General features: G+C 67.0%; 13 protein-coding genes and 1 pseudogene. 12 read left to right on the top strand and 2 right to left on the bottom strand.

Annotated features, from left to right (window positions below; all coding sequences use genetic code 11):
• Positions 1-10 precede the first annotated feature (10 nt).
• The 4 genes and pseudogenes from ACAG24_RS28985 to ACAG24_RS28970 form a co-directional block, all read left to right on the top strand.
• Positions 11-5,533, top strand: coding sequence for a type I polyketide synthase (locus ACAG24_RS28985; RefSeq protein ID WP_370472676.1), 5,523 nt, complete (start codon positions 11-13; stop codon positions 5,531-5,533).
• Positions 5,530-6,375 carry an ABC transporter ATP-binding protein gene (locus tag ACAG24_RS28980; RefSeq protein WP_370472677.1) on the top strand — a complete coding sequence of 282 codons (846 nt, stop codon included), beginning with the start codon at positions 5,530-5,532 and terminating at the stop codon, positions 6,373-6,375. The genes ACAG24_RS28985 and ACAG24_RS28980 overlap by 4 nt, the downstream gene beginning before the upstream one ends.
• Complete coding sequence (locus ACAG24_RS28975; RefSeq protein ID WP_370473055.1) at positions 6,375-7,232, top strand: ABC transporter permease; 858 nt, start codon at positions 6,375-6,377, stop codon at positions 7,230-7,232. The genes ACAG24_RS28980 and ACAG24_RS28975 overlap by 1 nt, the downstream gene beginning before the upstream one ends.
• Positions 7,172-8,473 (top strand): annotated as a pseudogene (locus tag ACAG24_RS28970) (cation:proton antiporter domain-containing protein); the annotation flags it as partial. The gene ACAG24_RS28975 and the pseudogene ACAG24_RS28970, both read left to right, overlap by 61 nt.
• A 39-nt stretch (positions 8,474-8,512) precedes the next feature.
• Here the strand turns inward: ACAG24_RS28970 and ACAG24_RS28965 are convergent.
• Positions 8,513-8,914, bottom strand: a complete 402-nt coding sequence (locus tag ACAG24_RS28965; protein ID WP_374150816.1) for a GlcG/HbpS family heme-binding protein — start codon at positions 8,912-8,914, stop codon at positions 8,513-8,515.
• Positions 8,915-9,145: 231 nt separating this feature from the next.
• Between ACAG24_RS28965 and ACAG24_RS28960 the strand changes: the two genes are divergently transcribed.
• The 6 genes from ACAG24_RS28960 (at position 9,146) to ACAG24_RS28935 (ending at position 12,689) form a co-directional block, all read left to right on the top strand.
• Positions 9,146-9,526 carry an ArsR/SmtB family transcription factor gene (locus tag ACAG24_RS28960; protein WP_370472678.1) on the top strand — a complete coding sequence of 127 codons (381 nt, stop codon included), beginning with the start codon at positions 9,146-9,148 and terminating at the stop codon, positions 9,524-9,526.
• A gap of 34 nt (positions 9,527-9,560) precedes the next feature.
• A complete protein-coding gene (locus tag ACAG24_RS28955) occupies positions 9,561-9,749 on the top strand; it encodes a zinc transporter Slc39a7 (RefSeq protein ID WP_370472679.1) in 189 nt (62 codons plus the stop codon).
• 101 nt (positions 9,750-9,850) lie between these two features.
• Positions 9,851-10,039, top strand: a complete 189-nt coding sequence (locus ACAG24_RS28950; RefSeq protein WP_370472680.1) for a hypothetical protein — start codon at positions 9,851-9,853, stop codon at positions 10,037-10,039.
• Between the two features lie 7 nt (positions 10,040-10,046).
• On the top strand, positions 10,047-11,270 hold the full coding sequence (locus tag ACAG24_RS28945; protein ID WP_370473057.1) for a cupin domain-containing protein: 1,224 nt from the start codon (positions 10,047-10,049) through the stop codon (positions 11,268-11,270).
• Positions 11,267-12,151: a ferredoxin family protein gene (locus ACAG24_RS28940; protein WP_370472681.1), complete on the top strand. Its 885-nt coding sequence runs from the start codon at positions 11,267-11,269 to the stop codon at positions 12,149-12,151. The genes ACAG24_RS28945 and ACAG24_RS28940 overlap by 4 nt, the downstream gene beginning before the upstream one ends.
• Before the next feature lie 13 nt (positions 12,152-12,164).
• Positions 12,165-12,689 (top strand): hemerythrin domain-containing protein, encoded by a 525-nt coding sequence (locus tag ACAG24_RS28935; protein ID WP_370472682.1) that lies wholly within the window; start codon positions 12,165-12,167, stop codon positions 12,687-12,689.
• 6 nt (positions 12,690-12,695) lie between these two features.
• Here the strand turns inward: ACAG24_RS28935 and ACAG24_RS28930 are convergent, their stop codons facing one another.
• Positions 12,696-12,911, bottom strand: a complete 216-nt coding sequence (locus ACAG24_RS28930; protein ID WP_370472683.1) for a hypothetical protein — start codon at positions 12,909-12,911, stop codon at positions 12,696-12,698.
• Positions 12,912-13,235: 324 nt separating this feature from the next.
• Here ACAG24_RS28930 and ACAG24_RS28925 point away from each other — a divergent pair, with 324 nt between their 5' ends.
• Complete coding sequence (locus tag ACAG24_RS28925; RefSeq protein ID WP_370472684.1) at positions 13,236-15,764, top strand: SpoIIE family protein phosphatase; 2,529 nt, start codon at positions 13,236-13,238, stop codon at positions 15,762-15,764.
• Positions 15,764-16,078 (top strand): STAS domain-containing protein, encoded by a 315-nt coding sequence (locus tag ACAG24_RS28920; RefSeq protein WP_370472685.1) that lies wholly within the window; start codon positions 15,764-15,766, stop codon positions 16,076-16,078. Before ACAG24_RS28925 ends, ACAG24_RS28920 begins: the two co-directional genes overlap by 1 nt.
• Positions 16,079-16,458: the final 380 nt, after the last annotated feature.

Below are 16,458 nucleotides of genomic sequence, written 5' to 3'. Positions count from 1 at the left end.
GGCGACAGGGATGGTGAGCGACAACTCGAAGCACGAGCCGTTGGCGATTGTCGGCATCGGCTGCCGCCTGCCCGGCGATGTCTACTCGGCCGAAGATCTGTGGGATCTGCTGTGCGATGCGACGGACGCTACCCGCGAGGTGCCCGAAACGCGATGGCATGCAGCGCGATTCCATGATCCGAAGGGATCCAAGGTAGGCAAGATCGTCACCTGCCGGGGCGGGTTTCTCGCCGAGATCGACCAGTTCGACCCGCAGTTCTTCGGGATCTCCCCCCGCGAAGCCCACTCGCTCGATCCGCAACAACGCGTCCTGCTGCAGACCACCTGGGAAGCGCTGGAAGACGCGGGGATACCCGCCGACAGACTGGCGGGCTCCGACGTGGGCGTCTTCATCGGCGGCTTCACCCTCGACTATCAGCTCCTGCAGAACCATGGCCGCGGCAGCCGCTACCGGTTCAAGGCCCATTCGGCCACCGGGATGATGATGACGATGCTGGCGAACCGCATCTCGCACGCATTCGACTTTCGTGGACCCAGCATGTCGGTCGACACCGCGTGTTCCAGCTCGCTGGTTGCGGTACACCTTGCCGCGCAGAGCATCTGGAGTGGGGAGTGTCCCGTCGCCGTGGTCGGCGGCGTGAACATCATGGTCGGGCCCAACACCGCGATCGCCGAATCCAGGAGCGGTTTCCTCAGCCCGGACGGACGTTCCAAGGCTTTCGACGACTCCGCCGACGGCTACGCGCGCGGCGAGGGCGGAGCCGTCGTCGTCCTCAAGCCGCTTGCCGACGCGCTGCGCGACGGAGACGACATCTACGCACAGATCCTCGGAACCGCCGTGTCGCAGGACGGCCACACCGACGGCATCACGGTGCCGCGGGAGGACGCGCAGCATGCCGCGATCAAGACCGCCCTGCAGCGCGCGGGCGTGTCGCCGGCCGATATCGGCTACGTGGAGGCACACGGCACCGGAACGCCGCTCGGGGATCCCATCGAGGTCCGTGCGCTGGCTGCCGCGTTGACCTCGCAGCGGTCTGCGGACAACCCGCTCGTCATCGGGTCGGTCAAGACGAACATCGGCCATCTCGAGGCAGGCGCCGGGGTGGCCGGTCTCATCAAAGCGGCACTGGTGGCCAAGAACGGGTACATCCCGGCCACCGTGCATTTTCAGACGCCGACCCGGCACGTCTCCCTGGCGGAGCTCAAGATCGAGATCTTCGGGGAGGGGCGACCATTCCCCGACTGCGGCCACCGCGTGGTAGGCGTCAACTCCTTCGGCTTCGGCGGTACGAATGCGCATGTGGTGCTTGCCGAACCCCCTGGGCGCCCTGCGCAATCCCGCCCGGAGTTCGATGGCACTGCGCCACCGGCCCTGCTACCGATCTCGGCTCGCAGCGACGAGGCGCTCGCCGCGACGGCCCGGCGTCTGGCCGACCACTTGGACACCCACCCCGATGTCACGCTCCCGTCGCTCGGTTACACGCTCGGGCGGCGGCGTGCCCATCTCAGCCACCGTCACACCGTCATCGCCGAGAGCATCGAGGAAGCGCGACAACAGCTTCGCGCGCTGGCCGACGGCGGGCAACTTGTCACCGCCCGCGCCGGCGCCACCGAACCGAAGCTGGCCTTTGTGTGTACGGGGATGGGGCCGCAATGGTGGCGGATGTGCCGGGGCCTGCTCGACACCTTCCCCGCCTTCGCCGACAGCATCGCGCGGACCGACCGCGAACTCTCCCGCCACGCCGACTGGTCCCTGATCGAGGAGCTGAGGCGCGACGAATCCTCCTCTCGCATGTCCGAGACGCAGATCGCCCAGCCCGCGAACTTCGCCGTCCAGGTCGCTCTGGCCGAACAGCTCGCACAGTACGGGATCACCCCGGATGCCGTGATCGGCCACAGCGCGGGCGAAGTCGCCGCACACCACCTCGCCGGTCTGCTCAGCTACGAGGACGCGGTCGAGGTGATCTATCACCGGAGCCGGCTCCAGCAGCGCACGAGTGGACAGGGCCGGATGCTTGCCGTCGGAGTCGACGGGGACTCGCTCTGGTCTGCTCTCACCGGCGCTGTGCGGGACGAGATCGGCCGCCGGGTCTCGGTGGCGGCGATCAACAGCCCGTCAGCGATCACCCTCGGCGGCGACAGCGCGGTTCTCGACGACATCGTGGCGCAGCTCGACGCCGTCGGCATCTTCAACCGCTATCTCGTCGGAAACGTGCCGTATCACACGCATTTCATGGATGCGGTGCGGGAGGACCTCCTTGCCGCGTTCGACGGATTGTCTTCGGCGCGGGCCGTCGTTCCGCTGTACTCCACGGTCACCGGGGAACGCCTCGAACGCTACGAGGCCGGTGCGGCGTACTGGTGGCAGAACACGCGTGCCACCGTCCTCTTCGAGCCCGCACTGCGGCGGATGCTCGACGACGGTTATACCCACTTCCTCGAACTGGGCCCACATCCCGTGCTTGCCGCATCCATCTTCGAAACCGCAGGGAAGCAACGGGTTTCGGTCACGGCGACGCAACGTCGGCAGCAGGATGACGTACGCACGTTCCTCGGCTCCGTCGGCGAGCTGCACTGCCACGGTCGCGATGTCGCGTGGCAGGCGTTGTACCCCGACCACGGGTCGCTCCTCAGGCTCCCGACCTATCCATGGCAGACGAAGCGGTATTGGAACGACACGCAGGAGGCGACCGAACTCCTTTTCTACAAGTCGGTACACCCCCTGCTGGGGCAGGCGGTGAGTGCCGTCCACCCCACCTGGGAAGCCGAGGTGAGCACCGTCCTCGTCCCATTCCTTGCCGATCATCGCGTGCAGGGAAGCGTCGTCGTGCCCGGTGCCGTGTACCTCGAGGTCGCACTGGCCGCGGCCGAGGAAACCTACGGTGCGGCATGCAGTGTGGACAACCTCGTCCTGCACCGCGCCGTGATCCTCGACGACACCTGCGACCCCCTGCTGCGGACCACTCTCAACAAGGACGACGGCACCGTCGAATTCGCGGCGTTCACGCCCAACGCCGACGGCGACCTCAAATGGGTGATCACGGCGACCGCCGAGTTGAATGTTTTGCCCGCACCACGGATCAAAGATGAGCACGGCGACGACGAGGTGGTCACCTCGGTGGGACGCGAGGACTTCTACGCCCGCACGGAAGCACTCGGATTCGACTATGGTGCGGCATTTCGCTCCGTGACGGCCGTGACCGCCGGGCACGACTGGGCGGTGGCCGAACTCGACATCCCCCACATCCTGCGCGAAGACCTCCCCGGGTATCGCTTTCACCCCGCCCTGATCGACGGCGCCTTCCAAACTCTTTTCGGTGCACCGTTTCTCGGCCAGGAAGAGAGCGACGACCCTTATCTGCCGACCCGCATCCGCCGCTGTCTGGTCTATGGCCGCCCGGAAGATCACATGACGGTCCGCGCCGAGGTGGTCTCGGCGACCGCCGAACAGGTGGAGTGCAATCTGACCATCAGTGACCGGGCGGGACGTGTGCTCGTGGTCATCGACGGCTTCGTCGTTCAGTCGCTGGGCGCCTCGTCGCGCATGTCGCCGGACCGCATCGACAGGGGGATCCTCGAAATCCATTGGGCCGCGATGGATGCCGATGGTCGGGAGCAGCGCGAGCCGTTCGCCGACGAACGGTCCTGGCTCATCCTCGACGACGAGTCCGGTGTCGGCGGACTCCTGGCAGGAGAGCTCCGGCGCCACGGCCAGCGCGCCCACACGGTGCGCCACCAGCCGGTGGACACCCTGACCGAGGCCGAAGACGGCTGGCTGATGAATCCTCGGCGTCCCGAGCACATGGCACAGCTGATCGCGGCACACCTCGACCACGAGCAAGACCTCGCGGGCATCATCAACTTCTGGCCCCTCGACATCGCAGGAACGGACGACGACGACCACCTGGGCGCGTTCACCGTCCTTCGCCTCGTCAAGACGCTCGCCGAGAACGACACCGTCAAACCGTTGATGTACTTCGTCACGTCGAACACCCAGCCCGCACCCGGCAGCGCGGTACGCCACGCCGACCAGGCGACTCTGTGGGGTCTGGGCCGGGTGATCGGCCACCAGGAGCTCGCCGAGTACTGGGGTGGTCTCATCGACATCGACACGGCGGACGATCCGGAAGAAACCGTCGCGCGCATCTGTAGCCACGTCCTCGACGACGAATCGGAGGATCAGATCGCAATCCGCGCGTCGACGACCTTCGTCCCGAGGTTGCGCCCCTGTGACTCGCTGACCAGTCCGTTCCCCACCAAGCTGACCCCCGATGCGACGTACGTCGTCACCGGTGGTGCGGGGGCCCTCGGCCGGATCGCGGCCACCTACCTTGCCGAACGCGGTGCCAGGCATGTCACCCTGCTGGGCCGGCGCGCGTTCCCGCAGCGGGATCAGTGGTCCACCCTCGGCGTCGATGACCCGCACCGTGCGACGGTCGACGCCATCCGCGGGATCGAAAAACTCGGCGCCACCGTCGCGGTACGCAGCGTCGACATCACCGATGCCGGAACGGTCCAAGCGTGGCTCCGCGACCGCGAGCGCGCCGGCGACCGGCCAATCCGCGGAATCATCCATGCTGCAGGCTCGGTTCACGACCAGCTGCTGGTGAACATGGGCGAAGACGACTTCGCCGCGGTGGCCGGTCCCAAGATCGCCGGAACCAAGGTGCTGCACAACGCCTTTCATGGGCATGATCTCGAGTTCTTCGTCATGTTCGGGTCGGCGGGTTCCACCATCGCCTCGCCCGGCCAGGGCAATTACGCCGCAGCCAATGCCTTCCTGGACGCGTTCGCCCATCACCGCCGGGCGCAGGGTCTGCCCGCCCTCACCATCGGGTGGGGTCCATGGTCGGTCGGGATGGTCGAAGAGCTCGGGCTGGAGAGGATGTACGCCCAGCGGGGCATCGATCTGATCACCCCGGCAGTAGGGGTGAGAATCCTGGACCGGCTCATCAACCAGGACGTATCCACGGTCGTCGCGATCAGCGCCGACTGGAACCGCGCCCGCCAGGCGGGCCTCGGCGCACACCTGCCCCTGATGTTCACCGATCTGCAGTCATCCGAAAAGAGCTCCGCCGACGTGGATTCCGGGGCATCGCTGCTGTCCGTGCTGGCGTCGACCCCCGAGCCCGACAGGCCGGCGCTCATCGCCGGTCATATTCGTGGGCTGGTGGCGGCTGTCTTCGATTGCGGGGAAGACGATTTCGCCTCCGACGCGATGCTCGAGGACATCGGCCTGGATTCGATGATGGCGATGGAGTTCCGGGTCCGCATCAACATGATGTTCTCGATCGATCTCCCGGTCCTGGAGATCTTGAAGGGCGTCAGTGTGAACTCCTTGGCCGATCGCATTCTGGCCGAACTGCATTCGATCCACGGGGAGGCTTCACCCGCCTCGGAGACCGAAGCGCCGCCGCCCGCCATCGAGGACGACGTCGACCTCCTGATGGAGGGTCTCTCCGACGCCGAACTCCTGGAGTTGCTCGGCGAACTGGAGGCCGGAGGCGAAAAGGGCGCGGGGGAGGGGCCGTGACATCGCCGGGTCGTGCGGTGTGCGTGCGTGGTCTGTCGAAGAGTTACGGTCGCACACAGGCGGTCCGTCAGCTGGATCTCGACGTCGCCCACGGTGAGATCTTCGCCATCCTGGGTCCCAACGGAGCAGGCAAATCGACGACCATCGAGATCCTCGAAGGCCACCGTAAGCGTGACTCGGGGCAGGTCGACGTTCTGGGCGAAGACCCGGGAACGGCAGGACGATCCTGGCGTTCCAGGATCGGCATCGTCCTCCAGGAGAGCAGCGATTTCGGTGTCCTCACGGTACTGGAGACGGTCCGGATGTTCGCGAAATGCTATGGAAAGACGCGCATCCCGGAAGAGCTCCTGGCGCTGGTTGGCCTCCAGGCCACGTCGGCATCAAAGGTCAGGACGCTGTCCGGGGGTCAACGCCGCCGTCTGGACGTCGCGCTGGGGATCATCGCAGAGCCCGAGTTGCTGTTCCTCGACGAGCCGACGACGGGTTTCGACCCGGAAGCACGCAGGCAGTTCTGGGATTTGATTCGGCTGCTGGCCGCCGACGGCACGACGATCGTGCTCACGACCCACTACCTGGAGGAGGCGGCCGCTCTCGCAGACCGCGTCGCGGTGATCGCCTCCGGCCGGGTCGTCGCAGTCGATTCTCCGACACGGCTGACGGCGCATGTGAACACCGCCGCCACGGTGAGATGGATGGATGGCGGCGTGATGCGCGTGCTCGAGACCGAGCACCCGACCGAGTTGATCCGGCAGCACTCCGTGAGCGGATCGGAACTCGCCGGGCTGACCGTCACTCGGCCCACGTTGGAGGACGCTTACCTCGAACTGATCGGCCGGGCGTGATGGCCATCGAATCGGCGAGGGTGGCCGGCACGTCGAGACATCGCGCGGCCACGGCGGATCCCGGGCTGCCGTCTGCAGTCCGCATCGGCTTCTCGCGGGTGGTGCCTGAGCTCAAGATGTTCTATCGGCGGCCTGAACAGCTGGTCCTGACGTTCTCGATGCCCGCTGTCATCTGTCTGCTGCTCGGATCGATCTTCAGCGCGGAAATTCCTGGGACGCAGACCAGTACGGGCGCCGTCATCGCCGCCAGCATGCTCGCCTACGGCATCCTGTCGACGTCGTTCATCAACCTCGGGATCGGTATCGCCGCAGACCGCGACACCGGCGCACTGCGTCGTCTGCGCGGCACCCCGGCGACGGCATCGTCGTATTTCATCGGCAAGATCATGCTCGTCGCCATCGCGACCGTCGCCGAGGCCGTCATCATCCTTGCGTTGGGCGTCTTCGTGTTCGGACTCCACCTGCCGACGACGGTGTCGGGATGGTTCACGCTGACGTGGGTCTTCGTTCTCGGCGTCATCAGCTGTTCTCTGCTGGGCATCCTCGTGAGCAACTGGGCCGGCAACGCGGTGTCGGCCGCCGTGCTCACCAACGGACCGGCGGTCGGACTGCAGTTCGTGTCGGGCACCTATGTCCCGCTGATGATGCTGCCGACGTGGATGTTGATGGTCGGTTCGATCTTTCCGGTCAAATGGATGGCACAGGGATTTCGGTCCGTCCTGTTACCTCAGCAGATGATGGCTTTCGAACCGGCAGGCAGTTGGGAGCACGGTCGGATCTTCCTGGTGCTGGCCGCATGGAGCGTCGGCGGGCTGCTCGCCTGTCTCTACGTCTTCCGCTGGTCCGACAGGAGCTGACGCCGATGCCGTCGTTACTGTCGATCACAGCCCACTTCTTTCTGCAGATCGCGGTCATCCTTGCGACGTATCGCTTGCTGTGGCCGCTGTTCCGCCGGCTGGCGCAAGTGCAGGTGGTCGCCATCATGGTCGCCGGGTTTCTGCTCGGCCCGTCGGTACTGGGGTGGATATGGCCGAGCGGGCAGCAGTGGCTGTTCCCCACCACGCTGACCGTCGGCGCCGAGACGCTGCCGCACCCGAACCTCACGGCGATCTACGTCGTCGGCCAGCTCGGGCTCGTGCTCTACATGTTTCTCGTCGGCGCTTCCTTCAAGGTGGAGATCCTCGGTGCGCACGTCCGGCAGGCCGGTGTCACGTCGGCGGCGGGTATCGGCGTCCCGCTGATCCTCGGCGGCGCCGTCGGATGGTGGATGGTCAGCCTCGGCGGCTATTTCACCGACAAGGTCGTGCACTGGCAGGGTGGGCTTTTCGTCGCCGCCGCCGTGGCCATCACCGCCTTCCCGATGCTGGCATGGATCGTCTATGACTCCGGGCTGCTCAACACCCGGCTCGGAACAATGGCACTGTCGTGCGCCGCGGTCGACGACGCGTGTTCCTGGGTCCTGCTCGCCACCGTCGTGGCGACGGCGCAGGGAAGTGCCGCGGGAGCCCTTCTCGCGGTCGGAGGAGGACTGGCGTACCTGGTGTTCATGCTGTTCGTCGGCCGCCGTCTGCTGGCGCGGCTGGAAACGTGGACACCTCCGCGCGCCGACGCCGAACGGACCGGCGGTATACCCATCGCGCACATCGGCGTCATCCTGCTCGTCGTCCTGACGGCGAGCTGGTTCACCGACGTGGTCGGAATCTATTCTGTCTTCGGCGCTTTCGTCGCCGGCGCGGTGATGCCGCGGGGGGCTCTGCTCGACCAGATCCGCGAGCGGTTCGAGCCGCTGGTCGCCTATCTGTTGCTGCCGGCCTTCTTCATCTACTCGGGTCTGAACACTGCGCTGAACTTGATCTTCGATCCGGCCACTCTGGTCATGGCGGTCATCGTGCTGATCGTGTCCTTCGCCGCGAAGTTCGGCGCGGTCGGGCTGGCGGCACGCTCCCAGGGGATGAGTTGGTATGAGGCGGGTTCCATGGGAGCACTGGCCAACGCCCGCGGCCTGATGGAACTCATCCTGCTCAACATCGGCTTCGAGGCCGGGCTCATCTCGAGCAAGCTGTACACGATCCTGGCGCTCATGACGATCATCACCACGATTGTGGCGACCCCGCTGCAGCGGCTGTTTGAACGCCGCCTACAGCGCTCCGGTTCTCGGTTCGGTCCCGCCGGGGAGGAGCCGCGCGGCGGCGAGGGCGCAGGCCTCGTCCTCGGCGGCGCTCGCACCGCTGACGCCGATGCCGCCGACGACGACTCCGTCGACGGTGAGCGGAACACCGCCGCCGAAGATGACAAAGCGGCCGCCACCGTTGGCGTGGATACCGAAGAGTTCACCACCCGGCGCGGCCAACACCGCGAGCTCGGACGTGGCGATGCGGTTGGCGACAGCGGTATACGCCTTGTCCACGGCGAGAACGGGTCCCGCGATCTCGGCGCCGTCCATCCTGCCGAACGCGACGAGATGTCCGCCCGCATCGACGACCGCGGCGGACACGAGGAGCGACCGCCGTTCGGCTTCGGCATGGGCGGCCGCGAGCATCCTTAGCGCTGTTGACAACTCGACGGCCATGCTCGCTTCCCTTCGCCCAGGTTTGCCCGGGTGCCACGCCTCGCGGGCCAGCAGTGTTGCCGACCAGCGCCCGGAACGGATCAGGCGGACGGTCTCGTTGCGCAGAGTATCCCCGACCCTGTCCGGCACCGGCACAACGGCGGTGCGCCCCGGTCAGCGGAAGGGCTGGCCTGCCCAGACGGGCTGGGCTACTATCCGCGTATGAATGCAGATAGTCAGGCGGTCGGTGACCGACTGCCTGACGAGCAGGCCACGCTCATCGTCGAGGTATTCCGCATGCTCGCCGATCCGACCCGCATTCAGATCCTCTGGGCGCTGACCTCCGCTGAGCGTTCCGTGAACGAACTCGCCGAACACGTCGGGAAACCCGCGCCGTCGGTGTCTCAGCACCTGGCAAAGCTCCGCATGGCCAGGCTGGTCCGCACCCGCCGCGAGGGGACGACGGTGTTCTACCGGCTGGAGAACGACCACGTCCGCCAGCTCGTCGTCGACGCTGTCTTCAACGCCGAGCACGCCGGTCCTGGGATTCCGGGACACCATCGCCACGACCGATCGATCAGCGAAGCGTCCGGCTCGGCGTGAGTCGAGCGAAAACACCACGAGGAGGAGCGATTTCATGACCGGATCCGACGTGCACACCCACGAGCACACGCACGGCTCGACCAGCCACACCCACGCGCACGGTTCGCATGACCACGAGCACGTCGAGCACCAGCACCAGCATGTGCATGACGGAGTGGAGCACAGCCACCCGCACGTACATCAGAGCGAGCTCACCGAAGACCACTCGCACGTCCACGCATAACCACCGACGCCACGGCGAATCGGTCCCTCGGCGGCGTTTGGGCAGCGCCCGCCGGGTGTACACCCGAAGTGCGTGATTGCAGCCCAAGAAAGGAAACCATCATGGCACTCGACGATGACGACATGACCACAGCAGGCGGCGGCGGCGAAGGTACGGCCGACGGCGGCTCCAACCCCGAAGGCCACGACGGCGGCGCCGACGGAACGGCGAGCGGGGATTCGGGCGAGGGAACCGCCGACGGCGGCTCGAACCCCGAAGGCCACGATGGCGGTGCCGACGGAACTGCCTGAGGCCGACATGCTGAGCCGGTGCGTGGCACGTGACAACGGCGACTTCGCCGCCGAATACTGGGGCCGCCAACCTCTGCTCAGCCGCGGTACCGCGCTGCCCCGCGACTTCAGCGATCTGCTCTCGCCGACTGCGGTCGACGAGCTGATCGCTGAGCGCGGGGTACGCGCGCCCTTCATCCGGATGGCCAAGACCGGTGACGTGCTGGCCCGCAGCTGCTACACCGCACCGGCGGGCTTCGGTGCCGAGATGCCCGATCAGGTCGACTCGGCCAAGGTGCTGGCCGAATACGCCGCCGGTGCCACGATCGTCCTCCAGGGACTGCACCGCCTGTGGCCGCCACTGATCGATTTCGTCCGTAACCTCACCGACGAGCTGGGTCATCCTGTGCAGGCGAACGCCTACATCACCCCGCCCGACGCCCAGGGGTTCGAATCCCATTACGACGTTCACGACGTGTTCGTCCTTCAGGTCAGCGGCGAGAAGCGCTGGACGGTGCACGAACCCGTTCACCGCCACCCGCTGGACTCGCAGCCGTGGACCGGGCACCGGGAAGCCATTGCCGCACGCATCGGCGATGCCCCTGTCATCGACACCGTCCTCAGCGCCGGCGACGCACTGTATCTGCCGCGCGGCTGGGTGCATTCCGCCCGGTCCCTGAACACGACATCGATCCACCTGACGATCGGGGTCTCGGCGATGACGCACCTCGACGTGGTGCGGGCGGTCGTCGACACGCTCGCCGCGGACGAAGACTTCAGAAGATCTCTGCCGTTGGGCATCGATGCCGCCGATCGCGGTGAGATGGCCTCGACGACAAGCAAGATCATGGCGCAACTGGCCGACGTGGTGAGGGACAGGGCCGCCGACCTCAGCGACCGGGCGGCGGCGAAGTTGTCGGACCGCTACGCCGAACGGACTCGCCCCGCCGCGGTTCGACCCCTTTCCACTGTGGACAAGATGGCGGCCGCGGGCACCCTCCGAATTCGCTGGCGCCGCGGGTTGATCGGCACGGTGGAACCCGACGGGGGACAGATTCGTCTGCGGCTACCGGATCGGACCATCACTTTCCCCGAATCGTGCGCCGCCGCCGTGGAGGCGCTGCACCGCGGACTCGTCGCCGACGCCGAGACGCTGCCGGGCCTGGATCACGACGATTCGACGGTGCTCATTCGCCGGCTGCTGCGCGAAGCAGTCGTGGTGGCCGTCGATGACGTGACAGCCCGAGGATGAGCCCCAAGCGCACGCCGTGCAGCGACCAATCGCTGATGCGCAACGACCCCATCTACGGCACCGCCGGTGCAGGACGGTCCTGGGCGATGCTGGAATTGTCCGGCGGCTGGGGACAATCGGCATTCCTCGACTCACCCTCCCTCATCGACCGCGAACTCGGACGAAGCATCTGCCGGCGCATCGAGGTCGAGGGTCTGCGGGTCACCGCGATACGCCGGCCGGGCCGGCGGTCTGAAACGCCGCGCTGGCGCTGGTTCATCGCGCATTGCGACGAAGGAGACGAGGCGCTCTACAGCGGAGAGGTCGACGACGCCCGCGGGTACCTCGACATCGCCCTCGACGGTTCGGACGGCGAGCAGGTCGACGGCCCGCTCGTCGCGGTCTGCGCGCATGGCAAGCACGACCAATGTTGCGCCGTGCGCGGACGCAGCGCGGCATCGGACATCTCGGCCCAGTACCCCGAATTCGTCTGGGAGTGTTCGCATCTGGGCGGTGACCGATTCGCCGCCACCATGCTGATCCTGCCCGAGGGCTTGTGCTATGGCCGGGTGGACTCGACTGATTCCGCGCGCTTGGTCAGCCTGTACCTCGATGGGCGGCTGGACAACAGATTCCTGCGCGGCCGCACGTGCCTGCCACACCCGGTGCAAGCCGCACAGTATTTCGTGCGCGAGTCCCTGGGCGAGGACCGCATCAACGCACTGTCGCCGCTGAAGGTTGAGCACGCGGAGCACGAGATCCGGGTTGAGCTACGCAAGGGCTCGGGATCAGTGAACGTTGTTCTCGTGGAGAAGATGTCGGAGCCGCTGCTGTCCATGTGCCGCGCCTCGGTGGCGGGGGCGGTGCGCACGTTCGAATTGGTGTCAATCTCGTCCGATTGAGGAGGCTGTTCGCATGGCGGACATCATCGACCTGGTATATGCCGACCACGACTGGATTCGTCGGCAGTTCTTTCGGCTCGACGACGCGAAGTCCGACGCGGAGCTCGCCGCGATCTGGGAGGCCCTCGGGGACCGTCTGGATCTCCACGCCGAAGCCGAGGAGGCCGTGTTCTATCCGGCGCTGCTCAAGCACGGCGGCAGCGACGACCGCGGCAATCCCGAAGGTGACCCGGAGGACGAAACCGAGGACGCCATCACCGACCACAACGCGATCCGCGACGCGATCCGGCGCTCGCGTCTGCACAAGCCGGGCACCGAGGAGTGGTTCGACGCGGTGTTCGAGGCGCGTAAGCAGAACGGCGAACACCTCGACGAGGAAGAGCGGGAGGCGATGCCCGACTTCATTAAGAGCGCCTCGCTGGAGCTGCGCCACGAGCTGGCGATGCAGTGGCTCAAGTTTCATGCCGATCGCGAGACGACGATGAATGTCGACAATCGCGACAAGGACGCGGACGACTACATCGCCGAGCACTCCTGAGCGGGATCAGCTCTCGTCGTCCATCGCGGCGCGCAGGAACGGCAGTATCCAGCCCGAGATCGGCCACACCGCTGCGAGTGCGAAGGCGCACGCCGCGCCGATCACCCCGGCGATCGCGCGGTGCCTGCGACGATCGCCGTCGGCGAACGCGCCGCTGCGCAGCAGCAGGAACGTCGTGACCAACCAGCCCGCCAGATACAGGGCACCGAGCGCATATCTCATATGAGACCTTTGTACCCCTGCCCAGGCGACGGTCGATCACGATCTGAGAGCTCCGGCAGAAGACGGGCAAGCCCTCGGCGCCCGGCTGCCGGAGTTCGGCGAGCGCGGCTTCGACCGCGGTGGCGCGCTGCACCGCCGGCACTCGGAGTTCGTTCTTTGCGGCGCCGACGTCGCCGAGTGCTCACGACGCGGCGGCAGGCCGAGTCGTGAAACGAAAACGACGTCTTCGCCTTATGTCCCGGCGCCGCTACGACGAGCGGTCTCCCTGCCGACCCGCTGGCCAAAGGTAGCTGGCGCCGGAAGCGAAGGGCTAATTTGTTGCCCATGACCGACGACTGGGGCGAGTTGGGAGGGGGACCGCGCGGGGCTGCGTTCGACGACCTGGTGGCAGATCGCGACCAGATGCGGCGGCTGGTACGGGCGATCGTCGCGATCGGATCGCACCTCGATCTGGATGTCACGGTGCACCGGATCGTGGACGCGGCCCAAGAACTCAGTGGCGCGCCCTATGCGGCACTGGGAATGTGCAGCCCCGAGGGCACCTTCGGGTCGTTCGTCTGCTCGGGTATCGATGACGAGACGGCGCGCCTGCTCGGCGATGTACCCCTGGGGGCGGGTCTGCGCCTGGACGACATCGCCACCCACCCGCCGTTCGACGCGACCCGGGCGGCGCCGTTCAAGGCGTTGCTGGCCATTCCGATCGTGGTGCGGGAAGCGAACTTCGGCGCGCTCTACCTCGCTGACGACCGGCCGGGCAGGGTTTTCACCGCTGCGGAGGAGAGCGCGGTCAGAGCGCTGGCGACGGCGGCGGCTGCGGCGATCGACAACGCTCGTCTCTTCGAACGGGAGCGTGAATCGGCGAAATGGACCAAGGCGAGCCGTGAGATCACGACGGCGCTGCTGTCGGGGGACCCCCAGACCGGCCCTCTGCAGCTGATCGTCAACTTGGCGCTCGACCTTGCCGACGCCGAGCAGGCGATCCTGCTCGTGCCGCGGGAACCCGAATCGCACGGTGCGGACGTCGACACCCTCGTCGTCTCCGTAACGGCGGGACGCTACGCGTCGGAGGTGATCGGTCGCGAGGTGCCTATGGGAGGGTCGACCACCGGCGGTGTGGCCCGTCGCGGCCTGCCCCTGATCACGGACTCCTTCCAATATCCGATCGAGGGATTCACCGACGTCGGCGAGCGGTCTGCGATCGTCATGCCGCTCATCGCCGATGATGTGATGCTCGGCGTGATTGCGGTCGCGCGCCGCCCGCACCAGCCGCCCTTCGGGGAGGACTACCTCGACCTCGTGAGCGACTTCGCGCGTCACGCAGCGTTGGCGTTGGCGCTCACGGCTGGCCGGGACAATGCGCTCAACCGGGAACTGGCCGGCGCCGACACCGTCGACGAGGCGCTGGGCGCGGCGGCCGAGGAACTCCGCAGACTCTGGCGTGCCCGCCGCGTCCTGGCCGTCACATTCCCGAACGGCCCCGCCACCACCGAGACCGTCCCGCGGATGGTGTCGGCCGGTGCGGAGGCCTGTTGGCTCGATCTCCCCACCGACGTCCGCCGGGCGGTCGCAGACCTGCGCGACGGCGATCTGCTCAGCCCCACCAGTGTGCATCCCGGCACCGCAGGTATCGCACTCGCGCATCCGGTGGGGGTGCTCGTCGTGTGGATCGAACTGGCCGACGAAAGGCCCTTCACTCTCGAAGACCAGACCCTGCTGACCGTGCTCGCCGGACGACTCAGCGCAGGCCTCCAGCGTGTGCACCGAGTCGACCAACAGCGCGAGACCGCGCTGGCACTGCAGCACGCCATCCTCGGCCCGGCAGACCTGCCGCCCGGCTTCACGGTGCGCTACCAGGCTGCCAGTGCGCCGCTGGAAGTGGGCGGCGACTGGTATGACGTCGTCGATCTCGACGACGGCCGCATCGCGATGATCGTCGGCGACTGCGTCGGCCACGGTCTCGCCGCCGCGACGGTGATGGGCCAGGTGCGCAGTGCCTGCCGGGCGCTGCTGTTCGGTAACCCGAGCCCGAGCGCTGCTCTGCGTGGCATGGACCGCTTCGCGGCGCGGCTGTCGGGGGCCCAATGCACCACCGCCGTCATCGCGGTGCTCGATCCTTCCACCGGTGAATTGGTGTACGCGAGCGCCGGACACCCACCGCCGATCCTGGTCGCCGCGGACGGCAGCGTTCGGCTGCTCGACGACGCCCACACCATCGCTCTGGGTCTGCGAGCCGACTGGTCTCGACGTGAAGGGCGCGTCACCATGCCGGCGGGGGCGACCGTGGTGCTCTACACCGACGGCCTGGTGGAACGCCGCCGCCTTCCGCTGGAGCAGGGCATCGCCGGCGCGGCTGAACTCATCGCGGGCAGCCGCGACGCAGCGCTGGACGATCTCGCCGACGGGGTGATGACCGGCCTCGAGCCCGACGGTGGATACCAAGACGACGTCGTCCTGCTGCTCTATAGACACCCCGCACCACTGAGGTTGACGTTCCCGCCCGATGCCGGTCAGTTGGCGCCCGCCCGCGCAGCGCTGCGCGCATGGCTGACGACGGCGCGAATGGCCCCGGAACGAACGATGGAAGTCCTTGTGGCAGCGGGGGAAGCGGTCGCCAATGCCATCGAACACGGCCACCGGCACAGCCCCGACGGAACAGTGAGCGTCGCCGCCACCGCGATGGTCGACCACGTGCATCTGGTCATCACCGACACCGGCGCATGGAAGGACCCGCAACAACCACCCGATGTCCATCGCGGCCGGGGCATCGGGATCATGCGGGCCCTGATGCAGGACGTCACGATCGCCTACGACTCCAGCGGAACCACCATTCATCTCTACGCGAGGATGGCCTGATGCCCACGCCCCTGAACCTGCGCACCACGCGCCGCGGAGACCGGACCGAGCTGGTCGCAGCGGGTGAGATCGACCTGAGCAACGTCGGCGAGTTCAAGAGCGCAATGGACGCGGCTACCGCCGAAACTCGAAGAGGCGCAGTGCCACTCGTCGTCGATCTCGCCGAAGTCGAATATGTGGACAGCGCTGCGATCAACGTTTTGTCGGCTGGTGCAGACGAGATCCACAAGCTCATCGTCCATCCCCTCCTGATGACGACCTTCACCGTGAGTGGGTTGACGGAGCTGATCGCCATCGAGGCCGCCTCGGCGTGAATATCGCGGCCCAGTACTGCCGGCTCTGCCCTGAGGGCCGGCGCGCGGCGCTCGAAGGCAAGTGGCGCTGCCAGTGTGCTGGCAGTTCGCTGTCCCGTCCCACCTGCGAAGTCGGCCGCTTCCGCACCTGATGGACGCCCGAATCCGGGTTGCGCAGCCGCGGCCGTCCGCAGTGCGTGCTTTACCTTGAGCCCGGCTGAACCCCACTTCAGCTGGAGAAACCGACCACCCGGGTCAGAGCGGATCGCGCGCGGTGCCAGGCGAACAACCACCGACGGCCCACCGAAGCCGTCATCGACCGGCTAGGGAGATCATGAAGGCAATCACTCGGGTGCTGATCGCGATGGTGGCGTCCATCGCGGCATTGTTCGTGAGCACTG

The sequence above is a fragment of the Mycobacterium bulgaricum genome (assembly GCF_041287165.2).
GTDB classification, from domain to species: Bacteria; Actinomycetota; Actinomycetes; order Mycobacteriales; family Mycobacteriaceae; genus Mycobacterium; species Mycobacterium bulgaricum.
Note: the sequence above shows the minus strand (reverse complement) of the source record. Positions and strands in the feature narration are given on the sequence as shown.